At 71.7% G+C, this 23675-nt stretch carries 13 protein-coding genes and 1 rRNA gene; 4 read left to right on the top strand and 10 right to left on the bottom strand.

Going from position 1 to position 23675, the window contains the following annotated elements:
• Positions 1–71, top strand: a 5S ribosomal RNA gene (gene rrf, locus D7X55_RS12900); the annotation flags it as partial.
• A gap of 72 nt (positions 72–143) precedes the next feature.
• Here rrf and D7X55_RS12895 read toward each other — a convergent pair.
• A complete protein-coding gene (locus D7X55_RS12895) occupies positions 144–1001 on the bottom strand; it encodes a hypothetical protein (protein ID WP_121723218.1) in 858 nt (285 codons plus the stop codon).
• 165 nt (positions 1002–1166) lie between these two features.
• Between D7X55_RS12895 and D7X55_RS12890 the strand changes: the two genes are divergently transcribed.
• A complete protein-coding gene (locus tag D7X55_RS12890) occupies positions 1167–1709 on the top strand; it encodes a hypothetical protein (protein ID WP_233609822.1) in 543 nt (180 codons plus the stop codon).
• On the top strand, positions 1706–3325 hold the full coding sequence (lnt, locus tag D7X55_RS12885) for an apolipoprotein N-acyltransferase (protein WP_121723216.1): 1620 nt from the start codon (positions 1706–1708) through the stop codon (positions 3323–3325). Before D7X55_RS12890 ends, lnt begins: the two co-directional genes overlap by 4 nt.
• Here the strand turns inward: lnt and D7X55_RS12880 are convergent.
• From D7X55_RS12880 to D7X55_RS12865, 4 genes are all read right to left on the bottom strand, one after another.
• Positions 3264–4148, bottom strand: coding sequence for a bifunctional 2-polyprenyl-6-hydroxyphenol methylase/3-demethylubiquinol 3-O-methyltransferase UbiG (locus D7X55_RS12880; protein WP_158626363.1), 885 nt, complete (start codon positions 4146–4148; stop codon positions 3264–3266). The genes lnt and D7X55_RS12880 overlap by 62 nt on opposite strands.
• Positions 4149–4201: 53 nt before the next feature.
• Entirely contained in the window at positions 4202–5407 is a 1206-nt protein-coding gene (locus tag D7X55_RS12875) for a multidrug effflux MFS transporter (RefSeq protein WP_120551399.1), read from the bottom strand.
• Positions 5404–6021 (bottom strand): TetR/AcrR family transcriptional regulator, encoded by a 618-nt coding sequence (locus tag D7X55_RS12870; protein WP_120551398.1) that lies wholly within the window; start codon positions 6019–6021, stop codon positions 5404–5406. The genes D7X55_RS12875 and D7X55_RS12870 overlap by 4 nt, the downstream gene beginning before the upstream one ends.
• Before the next feature lie 99 nt (positions 6022–6120).
• Entirely contained in the window at positions 6121–7644 is a 1524-nt protein-coding gene (locus tag D7X55_RS12865; RefSeq protein ID WP_121723214.1) for a GMC oxidoreductase, read from the bottom strand.
• A 211-nt stretch (positions 7645–7855) separates the two neighbouring features.
• Between D7X55_RS12865 and D7X55_RS12860 the strand changes: the two genes are divergently transcribed.
• On the top strand, positions 7856–8704 hold the full coding sequence (locus D7X55_RS12860; protein WP_233609821.1) for an alpha/beta hydrolase: 849 nt from the start codon (positions 7856–7858) through the stop codon (positions 8702–8704).
• Here the strand turns inward: D7X55_RS12860 and D7X55_RS12855 are convergent.
• The 5 genes from D7X55_RS12855 to D7X55_RS12835 form a co-directional block, all read right to left on the bottom strand.
• Complete coding sequence (locus D7X55_RS12855) at positions 8701–10146, bottom strand: reverse transcriptase family protein (RefSeq protein WP_121723213.1); 1446 nt, start codon at positions 10144–10146, stop codon at positions 8701–8703. The two genes, D7X55_RS12860 and D7X55_RS12855, sit on opposite strands and share 4 nt — an antisense overlap.
• A gap of 401 nt (positions 10147–10547) precedes the next feature.
• On the bottom strand, positions 10548–12407 hold the full coding sequence (locus D7X55_RS12850) for an SWIM zinc finger family protein (RefSeq protein WP_121723212.1): 1860 nt from the start codon (positions 12405–12407) through the stop codon (positions 10548–10550).
• Positions 12404–18937 carry a HEAT repeat domain-containing protein gene (locus D7X55_RS12845; RefSeq protein WP_121723211.1) on the bottom strand — a complete coding sequence of 2178 codons (6534 nt, stop codon included), beginning with the start codon at positions 18935–18937 and terminating at the stop codon, positions 12404–12406. Before D7X55_RS12845 ends, D7X55_RS12850 begins: the two co-directional genes overlap by 4 nt.
• Positions 18938–18949: 12 nt before the next feature.
• A complete protein-coding gene (locus D7X55_RS12840; RefSeq protein WP_121723210.1) occupies positions 18950–21679 on the bottom strand; it encodes a hypothetical protein in 2730 nt (909 codons plus the stop codon).
• Positions 21680–21748: 69 nt separating this feature from the next.
• The coding region (locus D7X55_RS12835) for a carboxypeptidase regulatory-like domain-containing protein (protein WP_233609820.1) at positions 21749–23675 on the bottom strand (1927 nt) is incomplete at its 5' end.

The following is a 23675-nucleotide window of genomic DNA, read 5'->3' as shown; positions in this document are numbered from 1 at the left end:
CGGAAGTTAAGCCCTCCAGAGCCGATGGTACTCCGCGGGAAACCGCGTGGGAGAGTAGGTCGCTGCCGGATTCTTTTTGAAAGCCCCTGGTGCCGCAAGGCGCCAGGGGCTTTGTCTTTGCGGGCTTCGCTGCCCCCTCCTGATCAGCCCAGCAGCCGCACCGCGAGGAAGACGGGCAGGGCGACGTAATAGAGCGCCCGGCAGGTCCACTCCGCTCCGGTCCGGACGTGGCGTGACCACCGGGGACCCAGCCAGGCGGCGCTGAAACACAGTGCTTCCGCGAGGGTCCTCCAGAAACAACCAAACAACAGCAGCGCCAGGAACACGGGCAGCCAGGTCCGTGCGAAGGACGTGAGGTAGGCCGTCCACCCGTACATCTGGAGCTCTCCGAACGGGCCGCCGAAGGAGATGTATTGGTGTGCTCGGAAGAAGATGCCGGCGAGCACTCCGGGCACCAGGCCGTACTTCAATGCCTGGTCATACCAACGCCTGCGCCACTTCTCGCTCCGTGCCTGCGCGTACCGCACCCACGGGTCGTCTTTCGCTTCGCCCCGTGGGCCCATGGCGTCGAGCAGGGGCTTCGGGGCCTGCACTTCCAGCCCGTACTCGAAGGCGCGCCCTGAGCGCAGCCTCAAGGTGAGTCCTGGCCCTGGCATGGGCAGGCGCCACGGGTGGATGGACTCCAGGGCGTCGAAGGGGATCTCGAAGTGCGTGCCCCCTTGCTGCGTGAGCACCAGTCCTTCGGGCCGCACCGTGACCGTGGCCCTCGTGGCCAGGCGCAACAGGCGCAACGCGATGAGCGGCAGCACGCTCCCGACCGTGAGTCCCAGGGCCAGCGGTTCGGGTCGCAGTGTTTGAGCTCCCTCGACGACGTCCTTGAGCAGCAGTGTGGTGCAGGAGCCGAGGGTGCATAGCGCCGCGCCGTGCAGGAGTGCTCCTGCGATGCGCAGACGAGGGGGGAAGGCATGGACGGGGAAGGGGCCGGACGCGTCGACGGTCATGGGAGGGCATGGCCGCGCGCGCATTGCCTCGATGCGCGCGGCTTCCGTAGCATACGCACCCTGGAGGCCCCTCAAAACATGCGTTCCCCGCAGTCTGGCCCTGAGCGTCGCACGGATTCCGATGGCGTGACGCGGGTGACGCCCTCGCGGGAGTCTTCCGGCGGCATGGGCTCCTGGCTCATCGGTGGGGCCACCGCGGTCACGGGCCTGTGCGTGGCGGTCTGTCTCTGGTGGCTCTCCCGCCCCGTGCCGGTCGAGGACCTGCCTCCAGTCATCGTGGCCGAGCGCCCTGCTCCGGTGCCTCCGCCCCTGGAACCGGCGCGTCCGTTGGTGCGCCCCGCGGTCGCGACTGTCGCCGCGCCCCCTCCCGTGGAGGAGCCCGCGCCCATGCCCGCCGATGAACCGCCCCCTTCGGAGGGCAAGACCGGGACGGCCCTGTACCAGCGTGGCACCAAGCCGTTGAAGCGGGGGCTCGTGGTGCCTGACGACTTCGAGCTGCCCCCTGGGTACATGCGTCACTACCAGGCGACGGACAACGGGCAGCCTCTGGCCGCGATCCTGATGTTCCATCCGGACTTCACGCCGAAGGATGCCAACGGGCAGCCCATCCCCATCCCCGAGAACCGCGTGGTGCCCGAGGAGCTGGCGCCTCCCGGCATGCCCCACAAGCTGCTGGAGATTCCGGTCGAGGACGAGGACTCGCAGTGACCTCCGTGAAGGGGTGGGCCGGGGCGCTCCTGGGCGTCGCGGCGACCACCGTGCTGTTCGCGGCGTTCGGACAGTTGGAGTCGGGCTGGGTGTGGCTGGGCGCGGTGGCCATGGCGCCGTGGCTCGCTGCTTTGGACCGGGCTCGTTCCGGTCGTGGGGCCGTGCTGCTGGGCGTGCTGCTGTCGGTGACGTTCACCGCGGCGGTGTTCGGCTGGTTCCCTGGAGCCATCGCGGCGTACTCGCGTGCGCCGGTGTGGCTGTGCTGGGGCGTGTTCCTGCTCATCGCCCCGGTGCTGGAGCTCCAGTTCATCACGGCCGCTTGGGTGCGGTGGTACTCGCGCCGGCAGGTGGAGGATGCGCCTCGCCTGGCGTGGGTTCCGCCCGTGCTCACCGCGCTCGTGTATGTGGGCACCGAGTGGTTCACGCCCAAGCTGTTCGCCGAGACGCTGGGCCACGGGCTCTATGCCTCGGAGACGCTGCGTCAGGGGGCGGACCTGGCGGGTGCTCCGGGCCTCACGCTGGGCCTGCTGCTCATCAACGAGTGTATCGTCCTGGTGGCTCGGGGGCCGCGGCTTCGGCCGGCGGTCCTGGCGGTCGTTCTGGCCCTGGTGGGTTGGGGTTACGGGGCGGTGCGGTTGGGGCAGGTGCGCGCCGCGGTGCACTCGGCTCCTTCGCTGGTGGTGGGGGCGGTGCAGGCGAACATCACCAACATCGAGAAGCTGGCCGCGGAGCAGGGCACCTACGAGGTCGTCCGCAATATCCTGGATACGCATTACGCGATGTCGGATGCGCTGTTGCGCTCGGGGGCTCTGAACCTGCTGGTGTGGCCGGAGACGGTGTATCCCACGACGTTCGGTACTCCGAAGAGCGAGGACGGCGGCGCGCTGGATGAGGAGATCCGCTCGTGGGTGGCGGAGCGCGGTGTGCCTCTGGTGTTCGGCACCTACGACCTGGAGGGCGAACGCGAGTTCAACGCCGCCATGTTCCTGGGGCCCTCCGCGACGGGTGAGTTGGCGCAGGCTGCCTACCGGAAGACGATGCTGTTCCCGCTCACGGAGTGGGTTCCGGACCTGGTGGACTCGCCCACGCTGCGCGCGTGGCTCCCCTGGACCGGACGCTGGAAGCGTGGCCCCGGGCCTCGGCTGGTGGACTTCCGGCTGAACGGCGGCCGCGTGCTCAAGGTCGCACCGCTCATCTGCTACGAGGCGGTCTTCCCCAACTACGTCGCGGCGGAGGTTCGCCAGGGCGCGGACCTGATTCTCACGCTGTCGAATGACTCGTGGTTCTCAGGCACTCCCGCGCCCCGGCTGCACCTGATGCATGCGGCATTTCGCAGCATCGAGACGCGCACGGCTCAGGTTCGGGTGACCAACTCGGGCATCTCCGCGTTCATCGACCCGGCGGGGACCTGGACCTCGGAGCTGGAGGACAACCAGCGCGCTGGCACCGTGATGCGCGTGCCTGCGGCGGATCGGTTGAGCTCGCTCGCGGGGGCCTGGGGGGACTGGTTGGGACCCGTGGCGCTCGTGCTGGCCGTGGCGCTGGGGGTTTGGCTCAGGCGGCTTCGGCTTGCGGAGCCGGGAGCTGGGCGTCCGTCTTTGGCTTCTGGGCGATGACCTGGATCTCCCGGCGCATGTGCGTCAGGCGGCAGACCTGGACCCAGGCCCAGAGGAAGGCGAAGCGGACGTACTCATACGGAGCCCGGAGGCCCTTCGCCAGCCGGCTGCGGAAAATGTCCTTGCCTGCTTTCACGGGATGCATGCCTGCCCTGGCGCAGGCGTCCGCGAGGTTGTGCTCGTAGAAGTAGACGTGGTGCTGCCAGCCTCTGCGGTCCGGACGGAAGGAGCGGCCCTTCTTCGGCATCACGATGATCTTGTAGTAGGCCGCGTCCGGCACGATGACGAAGGCCACGCCTCCGGGCCTCAGCACCCGCTGGATTTCCCTCAGCCCGTCCATGGGCTGGTCCACGTGCTCCAGCGTGTGCTTGAGCGTGATGATGTCGAAGGACGCGTCCGGGAACGGCATCTTCGTCAGGGAGCCGTACTCGGCGGTGTAGCCCCGCTCGCGGCAGAGGTTCACCGAGAACTGGGAGTAGTCCAGCCCCGTGGCCTTCAGCCCGGCTCGCTGCGCGGCCTCCAGCACGTAGCCCGCGGAGCAGCCCACGTCCAACAGGTCCTTCGCGTGCGGCGCGTACTCCAGGCACACCAGCACCTGCCGCAGGCACTTGCGCACCCGGTGGTTCCACCGGCTCAGGTACTTCGCACGGTTGTGCTTGAAGTACTTCTCCTCGTAGCCCTCTCCCAGGCCCGGCTTCTGCTCGCGCTTGTAGATGAGCCCACAGCCCGTGCAGCGGCCGTAGCTCAGCTCTTGGAATGCGACGACCGGACGGGAGCCGGTCTCATTGCAGACAGGGCATGCGGAGTAGAAGGGTGCGAGCATTTCGCACCGCACCATCGGGCGTCACGTTCCAGGGTGTCAATCCCACCCACGGCTCAGTGCGCGGGGGCTCGCTTCGCCAGGCCCAGTGCTCCCAGGGCGAGCAGGGCGGCGATGGCGACTCCCAGGGCCATGGGCCTCGCGGTGCCGTCGTGACTCGCGCTCACCGCCGCGGAGGCTCCGGCCGCCAGCATGAACTGGAGCGCTCCCAGCACCGCCGACGCGATGCCTGCCTGCTTCGCGTGCTGCTCCATCGCCAGCGCCGTCGCGTTGGGCGTGATGGCTCCCAGGCTGGAGACGAACACGAACAGCGACAGCGCGATGCCCCACAGGCCTCCGAAGCCTGTCGATGCCACCGTCACCAGGACCACGCCCGCGAGCGCGGCGATGCGCACCGCCTGCTTCAACACCCGCTCCGGCGAGGAGCGCGCCAGCAGCCAGTGGTTGAGCTGCGACACCGCCACCAGACCCGCCGCGTTCGCTCCGAAGAACCACCCGAAGTGCTCCGGCTTCACGCCGTGCAACGTGATGAAGACGAAGGGGGAGCCGCCGATGTACGCGAACATCCCCGCCTGCGCGAGCGCCGCCGCCAACGCGGGCCCCAGGAAGTCTGGTGCCTTCAGGATGCTCCACATGGCCTGGAAGGGTCTGGACCTGGAGGCTTCGCTCCTCGGAGGGGCGGTCTCCGGCAGGATGGCGATGGCCGCTCCCAGCGCGATGAGCCCGATGACCGCGTGGCTTCCGAAGATGGCTCGCCAACCCAGGGCCCGCAGCACCCAGCCTCCGAGCAGTGGGGCCAGGATGGGCGCCAGGCCCATCACCAGCACCAGGCGCGACATCATCCTCGCGGCCGCTGCTCCCGAGTGCAGGTCCCTCACGACGGCCCTCACCGTCACCATGCCCACCGAGCCGCCCAGGGCCTGCACGAACCGGCAGGCCGCCAGCACATCCGCGGACGGCGCGGCCGCGCAGCCGATGGAGCCCACCACGTAGAGCAGCAGGCCCACGTAGAGCGGCTTCGTGCGGCCGAAGCGGTCACTCACCGGCCCGGACAACAGCTGCCCCACCGCGAGCCCCGCGAAGAACGTGGCCAGCGTGCGCTCCACCTCTCCCGCGGTCGCGTGCAGCGACTCGCCGATGGCGGGGAACGCCGGCAGGTACATGTCGATGGACAGGGGACCGAAGCCGATGAGCGCACCCAGGAGGAGGATCAGCCCGGGCCCCTCCGTGGAGCGGGTCAGCTTGGGCGCGGCGGTCGTCATCTCGGGGTCCTCTTCCTCGGCTTCCGGGCGGGTGCTCGCGCTGGCGTCAGCAGCACCCGGATGAGCTGGCGCAGGACGGCTTCGTCCTCGCCGGGGGCGTAGGTGGCTCCGCCCACGTGGGCGTTGAAGCAGCGGGCCTCCAGCGCTCCACAGAGGGCTTCCGCCGCGACCCTGGGCTCGGCCAGGTCCACCCTTCCGGCCCGCTTCGCCCGGGCGAGCCACTTCGTCAGCCCCTCGCGCAGCGCCACCGGGGGCGGCGTGTCCAGGTGCATGGCCCTGGCTCCGCCCAGCACCGAGTAGTGCAACACGAACAGCCACGGCACCAACTGGCGCAGGAAGTCCCGGTGGTGCAGCAGCGCTTCCAGGAGCTGCGCCTCGATGGACGCGTTGGCCCTGGGGCCTGGCTCCAGCAGCGCCAGCGCGGTGGGCGGCACCGGACGGAGGGCCCTGGCCATCAGCGCTTCCTTGGTGCCCACCCGGTGCAGCAGCGCTGGCTGCGAGATGCCCAGCCGCTTCGCGATGTCCTGCAGCGGCGCGGACGGGCCCTGGGCCAGGAACACGGTCCGGGCCGCTTCGTCGATCTGCAGGTCGGTGACGCGGGGGGGACGGGACATGGCGCGAAGGGTTAGTTACTGACTGGTAGGTAATAAATCCGCGCCAGCCGTGCAAGGGGCCCGTTCCAGCGGGCCCCTCGCGTCAGTGCTGGAGGGGAATCAGATGCGGCCGGCCTTGAGCTCGCCCACCAGGTGGGCGCAGGCGCGGACAGTGAGCGCCATCATCGTCAGGGTGGGGTTCTGCGGGCCCTGCGAGGGGAAGCAGGAGCCGTCCGTGACGTAGAGGTTGGGGACATCCCAGCTCTGGTTGAAGGGGTTGAGCACGGACGTCTTCGGGTCCTTGCCCATGCGCGCGGTGCCCACCTCGTGGATGGCCATGCCCGGGTGGGAGAGCGTCTTGTTGACCTTCTCCACCGTGCAGCCCGCCTCCTCCAGCATCTCCAGACAGGAGGCCACTGCGTCCTCCGTCATCTTCAGTTCGTTGTCCGAGTGCCGGCACTCGATGTGCGCCGCCGGAATGCCCCAGCGGTCCTTCACCGTGGCGCTCAACGTGACGCGGTTCTCCGGGCGGGGGATCATCTCGCCGAAGGGCACCATGTGCATCTGGTCGTCGAAGGTGAAGACCTGGATGCCGTAGCCGCGCGCGAAGTCGGGGTGGCGCTCGGAGACGTTGCGGAACTGGGGGACGTACGCCCAGCCGTGCTCCTTCTGGTGGAGGTGCGAGGGCAGGTTCATCCGCGCCTCGATGCCTCGCAGGTACATGTGGTCCATCAGGTGCCGGCCCAACAGGCCCGAGCTGTTCGCCAGGCCGTCCGGGAACGCCCGGTTGCGCGAGTGCAACAGCAACCGCGTGGATTCAATCGTCCCCGCGGCCACGACCACGGCCTTGGCGCGCACCTCCTCGGAGGTGCCGTTGTTCGCGTCGATGAAGGACACGCCCGTCACGCGGCCCGTGTTCGGGTCGTGCAGGATGTGGCTGGCGATGGCGTGCGAGCGCAGCGTCAGGCGCCCCGTCTTCAGCGCCGCTGGCAGCGTCACCGGCGCGTTCGCGGTGCGGCGGGCGACGACGTGGCGGTCCGGCCAGCGGGCCTTCACCTTCTCACGCAGGCGGACCTCGCCGGGGGACAGCGGCGCGGGACCGGCGAAGACCGAGTCCGGCAGCGTGTCCACGCCGTCCGAGTTGCCTCGCAGGCCCATCCACCGCTCCACGATTTCGTAGGACGGTGCCAGGTCCGCGTGCGACAGCGGCCAGTCCGGGCTCAACCCATCCAGGCTGCCCGCGTGGAAGTTGAAGTCAGACAGCCGGTAGAACTGGCGGCCGTGAGCCTTCACGCTGGTCCGCCCGCCCACCTGCCGCGCGCGAATCCAGGCGAACGGCGCGTCGTCTGGCGTGGTGTAGGGATTGTCCACGTCATCCACGAAGGCGTGCGGATGGAACGGCCAGGCGAAGCTCGTGGCCTGGATGGACTGGCGTGAGGTGCGGTCCTGGTCCGACTCGATGCGGTAGCCCAGCTTCTGCTTCACGCGGTGCATCAGGTGGAGCGCCCGGTCCGCCTTCTCACTCCGGCCCGCCTCCAGCACCAGCACCTGGAGCCCGGCCTCCGTCAGCTGCTTGGCCGCCCATCCACCACAGGCGCCCGAGCCCACCACCACTGCGTCATAGACCGTCTTCGACGTCTTCATGCCTGCTCACCCATGACGGTCCCGTGTGCCGCCGCTGCTAAAGTTTGCCTAAACTGTAAACCAGGAGGCTGTTGGCGCCTATAGGGTCTAAGTGTTCGGCGGGTTCCAACACAAGCCCGGGGGCAGCGGCTTCCGCTCCAGGGTAGAGCTCGCTTGCTGGTGGAGAGAGGCGGACATGGCTGGGTTGTTGAAACGGATTCGGTGGGGGCGGGTGCTGGGGGTGTTGGTGTTGCCGTGCGTGCTGGTGGCGCTGGCGTTGGGTGGCCGCGCGGCGTGGCGCTCCGAGCAGTACTTCCACTACCCCAAGCCGGCGCCAGCGCTGCCCGCGGACTTCGGTGACGCGCGCGAGGTGACGCTGCGCACGGACGACGGCGTGGAGCTGCGCGGCTGGTACCTGCCTTCACGCAACAAGGCGGCGTGGGTGCTGGCGCATGGCCTGTCGCAGACTCGCATGGACCTGATACCGGAGGCCCGTGTGCTGCACGACGGGGGCTATGGCGTGCTGCTCTTCGACCTGCGCGCGCATGGGCAGAGCGGCGGCGAGACGTCCACCTGGGGCGACAAGGAGCGCCAGGATGTGCGCGCGGCGCTGGCCTATGTGCGAGCGCAGCCGGATGTGGATCCGGCTCGCGTGGGGGCGCTGGGGTTCTCCATTGGATCCGCGGCGGTGGCGGAGGTGGCGGCGAAGGACCCTCAGGTCGCGGCGGTGGTGCTGCTGTCTCCGTTCAACACGCTGTGGCTGGCTGCGGCGTATGACTTCCGGCGCTTCGGCGTGGTGACGCAGACGGGGGCTTTGATTCCCTTCTGGCGGCGGGGGATTGCCCTGGACGAGGTGCGGACCATCGACGCGGTGGACCGCATCCAGCCCCGGCCCCTGTTCATCGTCGCGGGGACGGAGGAGTCCGGGCAGCCGTTGCTGGATGAGTTGTTCACGCACGTAGCGGGGTATGCCCAGACGTGGCGCATCCCCGGGGCGTCGCATGGCAACTTCACCGCGACGGCCCCTCAGGAGTATCCGCGACGCCTGCTGGAGTTCGCGGATACGGCGCTGAAGCGCTAGGCCTGGGCGGGCGTGGCGGCTTCGAGCTTCGCGAGCTGCTCGAGGTACATGCGGCCCTTCTCCGGGTCCGTCATGTGGATGAACGCCGCCATGCCCTTGAGCTGCTCCAGCGATTCGCCTTCGCGGCCGGGCTTGCCCTTCTGGCGGTTGTGGATGGCCGCGCGGAGGCGGCGCACCACGTCGCGGGGGACCCGGGCGGCGGGCGTGCCGTCCTTGGCCTCGTTCACCACGAGCCCCGTGACGCGCTGACGGCTGCCCTTGCGGGCGACGCGCGTCTTGTCCGGGTGCACCGTGAAGCCCTCCCCCTCCACGATGTCCTTCACCCGCGCGAGCAGCACCGCCACCGGCGCTCCCTGCGCGCGGCGGGCCTTGGGCGCCTTCGCCTTCGTCCAGGAGAAGGTCAGGTCGTCCGCGTAGCGCGTGTACGTGAAGCCCAGCTTGCGCGACAGCGCCGACAGCCGCTTGTCCAGGCGCAGGCACAGCGCGTTGGTGATGCCCGGTGAAGTGGGCGCGCCCTGCGGGAGGGCCCTGGGCCCCTTCGCCACGTGCAGCGTCTTGCCCCTAAAGGACATGCGCTCGCGCGGCGCTTCCGTGGACATCAGCGCCAGCAGCGTGGAGGTGTTCTCCGGCAGGCCGCCCTTGCGCAACAGGCCCTTCACCCGGCGCCAGTTCACCGACGGGAAGAAGTCCTTCAGGTCCACCTTCACCAGCACGTCCGCGCCCCGGTGCGCCAGCGCGTTGGTGAGGATGGAGCGCCCCGCCACGAAGCCGTGGGCCGCGCCGTGCACCGGCAGCCGCTCCACGACGTTGGACAGCACCCAGCGCTGCGCCTGCTTCAGCTCCGGCTTGGGCGAGGTGATGGTGCGCTCGCCGCCCGTGCGCTTGGGGATGCTCCACGTGACGTAGTTGGAGCCCGTGTCCACGTCGCGGTGGAACGCGAAGCCGCGCAGCTTGGACACGCTCAGGCCCAGCGCCTTGGCCAGGTCGTCCGCGGTGTTCAGCGTGGGCAGGCCGTTCTGTCGCGCGCGCTCCTCGCGGTGCTCCAGGTCGAACTTGTCCGGCAGGCCGGCTTCGTTCCAGTAGATGCCCACGCCCAGGTGGTTCACGTGCGTGGCCTTCCACGCTTCGTGGGCCTGGCGCTCCAGCGCGCGGCGCTCCACCGCTTCGGCCTTCTTCTTCTCCTTCCAGGCCGTCTTCTCCTTCTCCTTCAGCGAGGAGAAGTCGACTTCCTCCGCGAGCGCGCCCTTGGCGACGAGCTGCGCGTGCACCCATGCATCCGTGCCGCCAGCCTCGGTGATGGCCTTCCAGCGCGTGAGGAGGGCGTCGTGCGCGGCCCTGGCGGCCTCGCGCTTCGCGACGGTGTTGGGAGCCGCAGCGGGCGTGACTTCAGGAGCAGCCTGCGGCGGGGCGGCGGGGACGAACGACTCCAGCTTGGCGGTCATCGAGTTACCTTCGACGGGCGCGGCGGCTCAGGGAGGGGCGACGGAGACACGAATCCGAGCGGTCGAGGGAGGCCAGGAAGGCACCACCAGCTCACCTGGGGCACGGTAGCCTCACCGGCTCTCCCCTCCCGAGCACTACGGTCGGGGTGGGAAAACGGCGGTTGCGTCGTTGGTTCCGCTTCCCGCCCCGACCGTAGTGCTCGGGAGGGAGAGAGCCAAGAACAGGCTACCTTGCGGAGAGTGTCCAGCATTTCAACCAGAACGGCGCAGCGCCGTTCCTACGCTCGAGGCGTTGAGGCTGATGCGGTCCAGACCTCTCTCGACCACTCGCTATTCGATTTTCGTCCGGCGCCACCATCCTTCCGGCCGCCCCGTCGGCGGCCGGGCCGTTGAGTGAGTGTTTACACCAGAGTCGAGGCCGCGTCGATGTAGCCGTCAGCGGTCAGTTTCTCCAAACGGCTGAAGTACGCCGTCCGGGCTTCGGTATCCGAGTCGAACCACAGGCGCTGGTGACGCGAGTCGCCCAGGCGCGGTCCCCACGTGAGGGCCACCACCTTGCCGTCCAGCGACACGCGATACACCTGCTCCAGTCCCGTGGCCGGGTCGCGGCGCACGTACGCGCGCGTCTCCGCGCGGATGAGCTTGCGGCCCTCGGGCGTCTGCCGGAGCGCCTCTTCCTCGGCGCGGCGGCGCGCGTACGCCAGGCGCAGCGCGAGCATGTGCTCGCAGGGGCCTTCGCGCATGCCGGAGCGGCGGAAGTGCGGGCAGCCGCAGCTGGCGTCCTTCACGCGGCCTTCCAGGTCCATGGTGAAGTTGGGGAAGAAGCTGCGCACCGCCTCGCGGTCCACGACCTCTCCCTGGATGCGCGTGCCTTCGCCGACCAGGTCGTGCACCTGCGTGAGCTTCACTTCGCCGGAGCCCGGGCCGCCGTCGCCCAGCAGGCGGTGGGCGCGGGCCTCGCGCTCGTTGCCGTAGCGCAGCGCGGCCTCGTCCACCGGGGTGGGCATCAGCTCTCGCGGACGGTAGGTGCCGCGCGCCACGTCGAAGAGGACGCGGCCTCGCAGGCACTCCAGCTGGAGCGCGGCGCGCACGTGGTCCTTCGGTGCGCCCGCGTCCTTCGCCAGCACCTCGAAGGCGAGGGGACCGTCCTTGCGCAGGCGGTTGCGCAGCTGCTCCGCCAGGCCTTCCGGCACGTCGCGCGGCATCAGCGCGTCGAAGGCGGCGGCGCTGGACCAGCCGCTCTCCGTCCAGCCGGTGAGCCCCAGCGTCAGCGTGGCCGCGCCCAGGTCGATGACCCAGAACACCGGCAGGCCCGGACCCAGCAGCTGCACGTGCACGCTCTTCGCGTGGGGCAGCAGGCGCGCGAGCGCGGCGAGGCGCTGACGGCCGAAGGTGCGCACCACCGCGGGCGCCGCTCCCGTGTACACGCCGCCGTGGCACTCCAGCACCTGCTCCCAGGGCTCCAGCACCAGGCGCGGCGGGGCGCCGGGGACCAGCTCGAAGCGCAGCGCGCGGGGCGCCTTCTTCGAGCGGCGGGTGCGCAGCGCGAAGAGCAGGTTGTACAGGTCGATGGGCGCGATGGCGCAGGTGGTGGCCGGCAGCGTCGCGGCGGACTGCACCTGGAGGAAGCCTCGCAGCCACGCGTGGGGCACTTCCACCGTGCGCGGGGCGCGGGGCTCCGTGGCGGGCGCGGGCTTCGCGGTGGGGGCGACGTGGGCCTCCAGCATCACCGGGGCGTAGGCGCGCAGGCGGTCCAGCCGGGCGGGCAGGTCCTGCGGCACGTCCAGGAACGTGGAGCCGTGCGCGGCCTGGCGCTTGTCGAAGAGGCTGTTGTCGAAGGCGAGGCGCGCGTAGGCGCTCTCGTCTCGGGAGAAGACCTCCAGTGAGACCTGATCCGGATCCACCGTGAGGACGGGGTCCAGGACGGCGTCCTTCTTCTCCTCACCCTCCAGCGCGTTGTCGAGGAAGGCCTTCTGCGCTTCCCAGATTTGAGCGCTGGCGCGCTTGCCCTGCTTCATCAGGTACGCGAGGTACGCGGTGCGGTCGCGGCCCCGGTAGCGCAGGTCGCTGGAGAGCACCGCGAAGGCGGCGGCCAGCGCGTCGCGGAAGAGGGTGGGGTCCTTCACCTGGCCACTGACGCCCACGGTGCCTCGCGAGCCCTCCAGGGCCAGCTGCACGCGCGAGGCGTCCGGCGTGACGACCACGTCGCTCTGCGCGGCGTAGCTCAGCGCGACGGGATGACGTGCGGTTGCGGTGCTCACGACGGTTGACCTTCCTTCCGGGCGCGCTCAGCGGCCCGGCGTGCACGTTTGTGGGCGCGGTAGGCCGCCTTGCGCAGCTCCACCGACTGCGACTTGTCGAACGCGGCCGTCTTCAAGAGCGCCGCGGCCTCGTCCCCGCCCAGGCGGCCCAGCGCGGCCCAGGCGTCCTGCTTCACCTCCGGCTTCGGGTCGGCGGCGACGGACTCGAGCGGCTTCAGGTCCTTCTTCGCCAGCAGCGCGGGGACCGCGAGCCGGCGGGCCTCGCTGGCCGTGAGCGCGGACGGGGCCACCTTCGCGCCCGTGGGGCCCAGGGCCACCGGGTCGAAGGGTTTCACCTCCAGCGCCCACGTGGACGCCTCGGCGGGCACCAGCGCGGCCAGCACCGACGCGGCGGCGGAGCGCACGTTCGCGTCCGGGTCACCGAGGGCCGTGCGCAGGGCCTGCGCTTCGCTTGAGGCCTTCAGCCGGCCCAGCACGCGCGCCGCTTCCTGGCGCACGGCGGCGGGGGCCTGGGCCTCGCCCTTGCGGAGGATTTCGGCGGACGTCGCGCCCAGCTCCTTCGCGCCCAGCCGTGAGCCCGCCCAGAGCAGGCGCTCCCAGGCGGCGGCCAGCGGTTCCTTCTTGGAGGGCTGCGCGGTGCCCCACGCGGTGGCGGTGCGCCGTTCGGCGGCCACGAGCGCGCGGGTCAGCCCGGCCGTGTCCACGGCGCCGGCTTCACGCGCGTCACCCGTCCAGGTGCCCACGAGCCGCGCGGCCTCTTCGCGCGCTTCCGGCTTGTCGTGGCCGAACAGGGCGATGACCTCCGGCACGGGCAGCGCGCCACGACGGGCGAGCCCGCGACGCAGACGCAGGCGCAGCTCCACGTTGTCCAGCGTGGCCAGGCGGGGCACCAGCAGGGCCGGGTCGCCTTCGCTGGCGAGGTAGGTGGCGGCGGGCTCGGAGATGTCCTCGTGCTCGCTCTGCACGGCGAGGAACTCCACCCGCGTGCGCTCCTTGGGGAAGAGGACATCCAGCGCCTTGCGGGCGGCGGCGCGCAGGTCGTCGTCCTCCTCGTTCAGCGCGGCGGCCAGGGCGGGCTCGGCGGCCGGGTCTCCGAACTTGCCCAGCTCCTCCGCCACCGTGCGGCGCACGTCGTCGTCCGTCTCGATGTCGGCGAGCAGCGCCTCCAGCTTCACGCGGGCGCGCTCTCCGCCCAGGGCGCGCAGGCCGCGCACACCGGCTTCCTGACGCTGGAAGGCGGCGCCGTCCGTGGCCGCGGCCTCCACCTTCTCCTCGATGCGGCGGCGCTCCTCGCCATCCGGCATCCGGTTCGCCAGTCGGCCCAGCGCCTCGATGGCGGCGAACACCATGTCCTCTTCGGCCGGGGCGTCCGGGGTGCCTCCGCCGGCCACCGTCTCCAGTTCGGAGAGGGCGCGCACGTCACCCAGGGTGCCCAGGGCGAGCAGGGCGCGGCCGCGCTCGTGCGGCTCACCGGCGCGCGCGTACAACAGCAGGGGGCGCAGGGCGCTGGCGCGGCGCTGGTGGGCCACGCCTTCCGCCGCGGGCAGCATCAGCTCGCGGGCTCCGGCGCGGAGGATCTCCTCCAGGGGCTCCACCGCCGCGCCCTGTTCCACCACGCGCTTCGAGTAGTGCTCCACGGCAGCCGCGCGCACGGTGACGTCGCGGTCGTTGAAGAGCTGGACGAGCAGCGCGTCCTGGCCCTCGTTCTTGCCGTGCTCCAGCTCGCGGGCGGCGGCCTTGCGGACCTCCGGGTCCTGGCTCTTCACCGCCACGCTCAGGAAGCGCACCGCGAGCGCCGCGTCGCGCTTCTTCAGGTCGCGCTCGTGCTCCCGCAGCTTCTCCTGCTCCGGCGGCCAGGTGAGCTGCATCGCGGCCGTCACGCAGGCGAGGCGCACGCTCGGGGCCTCGTCCGCCACGCTCTGGCGCGCGAGCACGTCCAGCGCGTCCGCGCGGTGGGTGCGGCCCAGCACGGTCACCAGCCTCGTGCGCTCCTGAAGCTCCGTGGCCACCGTCAGGCGCGCGGCCAGCGCGGCCACGGCGGCGGAGGTGCCCAGCCGGGCCAGGGCCTCCTGGGCGCGGCGGGCCACGGCGGACGTCTCCGAGCGCAGGAAGGTGCCCAGCACCTCCACCGCCCGGTCGTCGCCCCGGAACGCGAGGAGCTCCGCGGCGCGCAGCCGCAGGTCCTCGTGCTCGCTGCCCATCGCGCGGCCCAGCGCTTCCGTGACGCGCGGGTCGTTGGCGCCGGCCAGCCGCTCAATCACGCCCACGCGCAGGTCCGCGTGCTCGCTGCCCAGCGCGGCCAGCAGCGGATCCAGGCTGCCCGGCGGGCTCAGCTTCTCCAAGAGCTCGAAGGCGGACTTGCGCACCTCCGGCAGCGCCGAGTTGAGCGCCGCCGTCACGCGCGGACGGGCCTTGTCACCGCGCTCCGCCAGCTCCTCCAGCGCGGCGCGCGCCACGTCCGGAGACAGCGAGGACAGGGCCAGCGCCAGCGGCTCGTCGCTGCCGGCGGGGTACAGCTCCTTGAGGCCCGCGAGCGCGGCCCGGCGCACCAACTGGTGCGGGTCTTCCAGCGCGCGCAGCAGGGCGGCCACGGCGGCGGACGTGCCCGCGTAGCCTTCCTGCGTGAGCTTCACCACGCGGTCCACGGCGTCGCGGCGGACGCGGTGGCCTTCCTCGTCACCCGCCGTGACCTGGCGCAGCAGGCCCACGTAGGCGCCGAAGGCCAGGCGGCGCAGGTGCTGACGCTCCGCCAGCGTCGCGTCCTTGAGCGTTGCTTCCGTCGAGCCTTCCGCCGGCTTCACCGCGGAGAAGAGGCGGCGCAGCCAGCTCTTGCCCGTGGCGGAGGCCGTGCCCTGCTTCTCCGGCGTGGAGGGCTGGATGACGTGCGCGGCGCCCTGGGCGGTCTCCGGCTTCCAGGGGGCCTGGAGCGAGCTGGGACGCGCGACCTTCTGCGCCTCACGGAAGTAGTCCAGCGGCTTGTTGCGCAGGAGCAGCACCTGCGCCGCCGCGTAGCGCTGCTCCGGCTGACCGCTGGAGAGGGCTTCGGCGAGCCCAATCACGCGCTTCGCCCGCTCATCCTCCGCGGGCCAGTCCTTCATGTCGCCGGCCTTCTCCGGACGCGGCGGCAGCAGCACCTCCACCAGGTGCGCGCGGTAGGCCTCCGGCTCCGTGCGCAGCTCCAGCGCGCGGGCCGCGGCGTAGCGCACCTCCGGACGGCCGCTGGAGAGCGCGCTCGTCAGCAGGTCCGGCGGTCCGCCCTCGCGGCTGGCGCGCAGGTCGCGGGCGAGCACGATGGCGAACACCATCTCCTGCACTTCGCGCGCGGAGTCCTCCAGGCCGTGCAGCAGGCCGCCGTCGCCCTCCGGGCCCAGGGCCGCGAAGGCGAGGATGGCGCCCAGGCGGATGGGCAGGTGCTCATGGCGCAGGTTTCCGGTGAGGACCGGCAGCGCGCGCACGTCACCCAGGCGCGCCAGGCCGTCCGCCGCCCAGGAACGCGCCGCCACCAGCGAGTGGCCCAACGCATCCAGCAGCGCGCCCTCGTCGCCCCGGCGGCTGGCCGTGGCGAGACCGCGCGCGCCCTGCTCCTGGAGGTCCGTCAGCTCGTTGGGCAGCAGCGTGGTGGCGTAGAAGCCCAGCAGGCGCCGCGAGCCCAGCGTGGCCAGCGCGCGCGCCGCGCGGATGCGCAGGGGGACCAGGAAGCCGGGCGGGTACATCCGCTCCAGGTCCTTGTCCGTGATGATCCCGCGCATGGGCTCGATGATGTCCTCCGCGCCGCGCGGGGCGAGCAGCTCCGCGGCCCGCACGCGCACCGGCAGCGCCGCCGCCGCGATGCCCGCGAGCAGCGGCCCGTTCTCGTTGGGGATGAGCTTGTCCAGCGCCTCCAGCGCCGCGACCGCCACCTCCAGGTGTTCGTCCTGCACGCGCTTGAGCAGCGCGGAGCGCAGCGCTTCCGCCGGGGCGTGCACGGAGGCCTTCGCGGCCTTCTCACGCAGGGCGGGGTGCGCGGTGTTGAGCGCGGCCAGGTGCGGCTCCGGCTTCTCCTTGCCGGCCAGCTTCACCCACGCCTCGTAGGCGGCGGTGGCCACGCCCACGTCGCGGTCCTCCACGGACTTCTTCAGCCGCTCCAGCGCCCAGTCGTCGGTGCCCTTCTGCGCGAGCACCTCCACGGCGCGGGTGCGCAGGTCCGGGAAGCGGCCCGCCAGCGCGCGGTCCAGCGCCTTCACCGGCTCCTGGTCGTTCCAGGCCCACAGCGTGCGGAAGGCCTCGCCGCGCACCTTCGCGGACTCGTCCTCCAGTGCGTCGCCCAGCAGCCCTTCCGCGCCTTCCGCCTTGGCGCCCAGCTTCACCAGCCGGTCCAGGCCGCGCACGCGCACGTCCTCGTGGCCCGAGCGCAGCGCGGCCTCCGCGGCGGACAGCGGCGCATCCACGTCCAGCGCCACCACGGCCGTCAGCGCCGCCGCGCGCACGTCGCCGTCCGCGTCGTCCAGCATCCACACCAGCCGCTCGCGGGCGCGCGGGTCCTGCAGCGCCTGGAGCGCGGTGGCCGTCTCACGGCGGATGGCGGCGTCGTCCTCTCGCGACAGCTGGAGCAGCGCGCCCAGGGCGCGGCCGTCACCGAGCTGCGCCAGCACGCGCGCGCCGCGCACGGCCGTGTCCGGCATGCGGCAGGCCATGGCGGCGAGCAGCGGCTCCAGGTCCGCTTCCGTCAGCGCCTGACCCGGCGGAGTGTTGGCGAAGAGCTTGTCGCGCGAGGCGGTGACTTCCCCCTCGGTGGTGAACTTCGCCTCCGCGTCGCCCGCGGCGCGCTTCGCCTGGAGCGTCACGATGCGGGCCACTTCCCGCACCGTGCGCGCGAACTCCTCGTCCTTGGCCTCCAGCGTGGCGGCCAGCGCGCGGCGCTCCAGCACGCGCACCGCGAAGGCCACGCGGCGCACGTCCCGGTCCGCGTCGTCCAGCGCGCGCGCCACCAGCGGCTGCAGGCGCGGGTCTCCCAGCTGTCCGGCCACCGAGGCGCGCAGCAGCACCTCCACCTTGAGGGCCGCGGGGCCACGCTCGAAGGCGAGCTTCAGCGGCTCCGTGCTGCCCCTGGGCGACACGGTGGTGAGCGCGTCCAGCGCGGCGATGCCCACGTCGTTGTGGGTGTCCGGCAGCTTGCTGGCGATGAGGCCCGGCACCAGCGGCGACGCGCTGCCCAGCTTCGCCAGCAGGCGCAGGCCCTGCACCCGCGTGTCCGTGAAGCGCGAATCCAGCGCCGCGCGAGGGGCCGCCAGCGGCGACTCCGTCTCCAGCTTCACCAGCGCGTCCAGCGCCGCGGCGCGCACCGTCTTGTCATCGTCGTTGAGGCGCTCGCGCAGCTTCGGCCGCGCGGCGGTGCGGCCGTGGTTGCCCAGCTCCGTGGCCGCCAGCCGGCGCGCCGCGACGTCCTTGTCCGAGGACAGCACGCCCAGGACGAAGTCCAGCGCCTCCGGCTCCAGCAGCGCCACCGCCTCCTTCACCGCGGCCTCGCGGCGGGGGAGGGCGGCCTTCAGCGCCTCGGTGAAGGCGTCGAAGCCGTGGCCGAAGGCCGTCGTCTCGTCCGTGGGCTTGCCGTCCGTGCCCAGCGTGATGCGGGTGACGCGGCGGTCGTCGCCGCCCACGAAGAGGAAGCCGAGCAGCTGCTTCGCCTGGCGCGGGTTCGCCGGCGGCGCGAAGGCCACCGCGCCCAGGGCCTTGGTGCCCAGGTCGAAGGTGCGCGGCTTGCGGCGCTCGTCCAGGCGCCAGACCTTCAGCTTGCCGTCGCTGCCCACGGAGGCGATGCGCTCCGCCGGGTCCTGGCCCGCTTCCGCCTGCGGCGTGGGCGGGAACACCAGCCCCAGCACGGCGCCCGCGTGGCCGCTGTCCTTGTCGCCGCGGACCTCGAACTCCACCGCGCCCACGAGGTAGCCGATGCGCAGCTTGCCGTCGTCGCCCGCGGAGACGAGCCGCCCGTCGCGAGGCGTGAAGGCCAGCGCCCGCACCGCGCCCTCGTGGCCCGGCATGTCCCGGCGCGCACCCGTCGCCACCGTGAACGAGCGCACCACGCCGTCATCGCCCGCGCAGGCCACGTATGTGTGCGTGGGGTCCACCGCCACCGCGCGCAGGGCTTGAGAGGACGCGCTCCACTCCTTGAGCTTCTTCGTGCTCTCCCAGTCCCACGCGCGCACGAAGCCGTCCGCGCCGGCCGAGTAGAGCACCTTGCCGTCGGGGCTGACCGCCACCGCCGTGCAGCCTCCGGGGTGCGCGTCGTGGAGCTGGAACTTCACGGTGCCGTCGGTGAGCGACCCGAAGCGCACCGTGCCGTCCGCGCCCGCCGCGGCGAACTGCTCGCCGGACAGCGCCACGCCCAGCACGTGCGCGGGCAGGGGGCTGGTCCACAGGACCTTGTTGTTGGCGGCGTCGTACGCGGTGAGGCGGCTGTCCGCGGCGGCGCGCGTGCCGCCCACGAGGAGCAGGCGCGCATTGGCGGCGAGCGCACGGACCTTCTCGATGTTGCCGATGGAGAGGTTGGCCATGGTGTCGTTGTCCTAGATGCCGCCGAGCTGCACGCCCGGGTGTGCCGCACGCAGTTGCACCAGCGAGGCCAGGCAGCTCTGCCACTCGCCCTTCGCCACGGAGCCGGTGAACTCGCCCAGCACGGGCGCCACCACGCGGGCGAAGCTCTCTTCTTCCAGGCCCAGGTCCCGCACCAGCTCCACCACGCGGCGCTTGGCCACGCTCGCGGACAGCCGGCGCTGCACGTCGCCCTCGCGCGCTTCCTTCGCGCGCCCGGGTGGCAGGCCGAACATCATGCGCCGCAGGAACGTGCGCAGCGCCTCCACGTCGCTGAAGCGCGTGGTGCCACCCGCCTCGCGCTCGTCCTTGCCTCCGCCCGCCGGCTTCCAGCCTTCAGGCAGGTGCAGCGGCCGGTGCTTCTCCCAGAGCAGGCGCACCGCGAACAGGCCCACCTCGCGGTCCGCGCTCTGCATCAGGCCGGACAGCCGCTCCGCGCCGCCCAGCCGGGCGTAGTGGCGGCGGATGAGCTCCACGGCGACTTCGCGCGTGCTGCGCTTGGTGGACTCCGTGAGCGCGAACACCTTGCCCGCGTCCAGCTCCTCCGGCTGCAGCGTGTGGCGCGCGTCCGCGCCCGGCTCGCCCGCGTTGAGCAGGGCGTCGTAGGCCAGGTTGCGGATCTCCTTCGCGTCCGAGTCCGCCAGTTCGTACACGCGCGTGTGGTAGCCCCACGCGCGCAGCTCCGAGCGGGCGATGGTCAGCGCGAAGCGGCGCACGTCGTCGCGCGCGTCGAAGAGGGCCGGCCACAGCCGCTCCGCCGTGTACGCCTTGCGCGGCGCGCGGGGGCGCAGCTCGTAGGACTTGGACTCCGGCTGCTCCGGCCCGATGCCCGGGTGGTGGCAGCGCAGGTACATCTGCGCGAAGGCGCGCACCGGCGGCGGCTGCTTCGCGCCCAGCGCCAGGTCGAACAGGCGCTCCAGGCCCGCGTCCGCGTCGCCCGAGTCGCTGAAGTCCGCGGGCACCACGTTCGCCAGCAGGTAGCGGTGCGCGAAGTCGTGCAGCTGCGGATCCGCCCGGCGCGCCAGCGCCAGCAGCCAGGGCACCGTGAGCTGCCGCGCGGTGAAGAGCTTGCGGTTGCCCAGCAGCTCCAGCGCCGTGCCGCGGAACTTGCTGTTGAAGACGAGCGCCTTCACCCGCTCCACGTCCAGGCCCGGCAGGCTGTCCGCGCGGGTGAGCCACTGCGCCGCCTGACGGCCCAGGCGCGGGTGCGCCACCAGGTCCAGCAGCCACTCCGGCCCGATGTCCGCCGGCTTGTAGGTGGACAGGGCCTTCATCGCCGTGTCCTCCACGATGCGCTGGCGCGACGAGCGCTGCTTCGCCTCCGTCAGCGCCACCTTCCAGAAGTCCGCCGGCATTTCCCCGGCCGCGTACTTCGTGGAGACGAAGTTCTTCGCCCAGTTGAGCTGCTCCTGGGTGCCCCAGAGCAGCTCGCGCAGGAAGTCGTGCGTGAGCTCCGCGCGGTCGAAGGACTGCTCCAGCGACTTGGACGCGAACGCCGCGGTGACCTTGGAGTTGAGCAGCCGGCCCAGCAGCGGCAGCCCCAGGTCGCGCGGCTTGTGCTTCTCCAGCGCGGCGGCGGCGAAGCCCTTCACGTCGTTCTCGCCCTTCTCCACCAGGTCCGCCAGCCGGTCCGCGGCCAGGTCCTGCGCGTGGCCGCGCGCGTACTCGATGGCGTAGGCGCGGGCCTTGTCGCTGGGGGAGAAGAGCAGCGCGAGCACCGCCTCATGCAGCCCGGCCGCGCGCAGCTTGCCCTGGTGGAAGTCCGGCGAGCCCTGGAGCGTCTCCACCAGGAAGTCGTGCGCGCTGCCCAGCGGACGGCGCGCCAGACGGTCCAGCCACGCGGGCGTCACCTTGCGCAGCGCCTCCGGGTGGTCCTTGCGCAGGCCCTGGATGGCGAACTTCGCGGCCGGGTCCGACTGGCACGTGTCCAACAGCCGCATCAGCGCGTCCGGCGAGCGCTTCCACGCGTCCGGGTACATGCGCTGCTTCACCATGTCGCCCGGCGGCTGGATGGAGAAGCGCGACGCGGAGTAGCCCTTGCTGTTGTGCGCCCAGATGTGGTGCGCCACCCAGCACTGCGACCAGGTCGTCTCCAGGTCGTAGTGCCGCAGGACCTCCACCGCGAACTGCGGGTAGAGCTCCGGCACGGCCGCGCCCAGCTGGCGCAGGAAGCGCCACGCGCGGCGCTGGAGATAGGTGAGGGTTCCGCCGCCCACCTCGCGGTTGCGGCGGCCGCCGCGCTCGGTGTCGAAGCGCCAGGCCAGCGCGCCGAACATCTCCGCGTCGTGGCGCGCCTCCGACAGCTTGTAGATGCGCTTGAGGCCCGCCCACAGGCCGAACTTCAGCGGCGCTTCCTTCACCAGCGTGATGAGGGCGGCGCGCGCGGGCTCGGTGTTCTTCTCGTAGAGGGACACCAGCAGGTCCGCGAGCAACAGGCGCGGCGGCAGCGGCACGTCCTTCTGCGCGAGGAAGCGCTGCCACGCTTCATAGGAGCCCTTGCGCCGGCTCGGCTTGTCGCCGTCCGCGCGCGCCTGCTCCAGCAGCTGCTTCAGCGCGTCGAAGGAGAGCGCGCCCTGCGGCAGGGGCTTGTCCGACGGACGGTCCGGCTGGTCGAGGAAGGCCAGCACGGATTCGGCCAGGTCCGGTGCCTCCGCCCTGGCCAGACGTTCGAGGTCGGAAGCGCTCAGCGCGTCACTCGCGGTCATACGGAGGGTTTAACACAGCTCCCCTGGACCGCGAGGCATGTCGGACCCGCCGTCGCCGTTGGAGCCGTCTCACCAGGGAAGCTGCGGGACCTCCACCTCCTGCACGTCGAGCGTGCCCACCGTCACGTCCTCGCGGAACGACAGCCAGTGTCCCTCACGTTCTCGCAACACGAGAAGCGTGTAGGGCCCGGGAGGGAGGCGGGACCAGGCATCCCTGCTGCGCGAAAGGTCCGGAATGAGGGCCTGTTCGCGCAGCCACTGCACGTCCCTGGACGAGGCCGACTCGGGCGGCGCCGGGACGCGGCCGGGGATGAGGTACGAGGTGCCCTGCGGCCCGCGCTCGCCCCAGCGCAGCCTCAGCGTGGTGCCCTTCGTCACCACCGGGAGCTCCAGCCGGGTGACGCGCTGTGGCTCCACGCGCACGAGGCGGGGAATGACGGTCAGCGGGGACATGCCCGCGAGCTTCACCAGGTACTCGCCCGGGTCCAGGTCCCGGAACTGGGCCACGCCTTCATACGCCATGGCGATGTTCGGCGCCTCCGGCTCATCCGCCTTCCTCGTGACGCTCAAGGGGATGGAGACGGGCTTGCCCTGTTCGTCCCTCACGGAGACCTCCAGGCGGGTGGCGGAAGGGAGGCGCAGTTCGAGCGTGTCCTCGTTGGGGCCCACGGTGCGCTCCAGCGACGCGTGCGTCTCCTCCTGCACGGTGAGCACGTAGGGTCGCGACTCCACGGCGGGCAGCTGGAAGGTGCCGTCCAGGCCGGTGAGGACGTCCGCGAAGGATTCAGCGTGCTCCGCGTTGGCGACGTCATTCATCGGCAGCGCCAGGGAGATGCGCACGCCGGCCAGCGGGGTGCCGGTGGCGTCGTCCACCACGCGGCCCTTGATGACGCGGCCCGCGTCCACGCGCACCGTGCCCAGGTCCACGTCGCGGCCGGCGGGGACGTCCACGTCGCGCTGGGTGAGGGCGTGGCCTGGCACCTGGAAGACGAGGTGCTGGGGGCCGGGCTCGTCCACGAAGACGGTGAAGGCGCCCTTCGGGTCTCGCACCGCTTCGTCGTTCACGGTGAAGCGGGTGATGGGCGTGCCGTCGGACTTCACCAGCCGGCCGGTGACGCGGCCCTGGAAGGCCAGGACGAGGCGCACGTCCATGGCGCCCGCGCGGGCGGTGGCCTTGGGCGGCCCCTGGTCCTCCAGCCATTGCTGGATGCGGTCGCTCATCGACCCTTCGCTGTCGTCGTCCGGCCCGAAGTCGGGTTCGTCCTCGGCGTCCTGCTTTCCTGGCGGCCTGGGCTGCGCGTAGCCGGGCTTCATCGCCTCCAGCTCGTAGTCCCAGTCGCGCGCCAGCGGCTCCAGGACGAAGCGGCCGTCCGGGCCGGTCTTCGTGGTGAGGGGCGAGTACGAGCGGCCGCCGCTGTTCTTCTCCTCCTTCGCGCTGGCGTCCACGGTGACGTCCGCCAGCGGCCGGCCCTCCGTGTCCACGACGATGCCGCCCACGCGCCCGTCCAGGTCCAGGCGCAGCGCCAGCTCCACCGTCTCCGAGCCTCGGAGCACCACGCGGTCGGGCATGCGCCGTTCGTAGCCGCCGGTGTTGGCGCGCATCCACACGACATAGGTGCCGGGCGGCAGGCCCTGGATGTCGAAGCGGCCGTCCTCGTCCGAGGAGCCCGCGAAGGTCCTGCGCTCCGCTTCCTCCTCGGAGGATTCTTCGGCCACCTGCTTCACCAGGGAGACGTCCACCTCGTTGACGGGCGTGCCTCGTGAGCTCGTCACGGTGCCGCGCACGGTGGCGCCCGACTCCAGGGTCAGCTTCAGGCCGGACGTGGGGGCCCGGACCTGGAGCTTGCGCGGCAGGTAGCCTTCGGCCTCCACGGTGAGGGTGCCGGAGAGGGGCTGGTCCAGCTTGATGGCGAAGTGGCCCTGCGCGTCGGTGGTGGCGTCGAAGGTGGGGGATTTCTCGCGGGGCGGGTGCATCAGCATGAGCATGTGTGCGTAC

The organism is Corallococcus sp. AB049A (assembly GCF_003668885.1).
Classification (GTDB): Bacteria; Myxococcota; Myxococcia; order Myxococcales; family Myxococcaceae; genus Corallococcus; species Corallococcus interemptor.
Note: the sequence above shows the minus strand (reverse complement) of the source record. Positions and strands in the feature narration are given on the sequence as shown.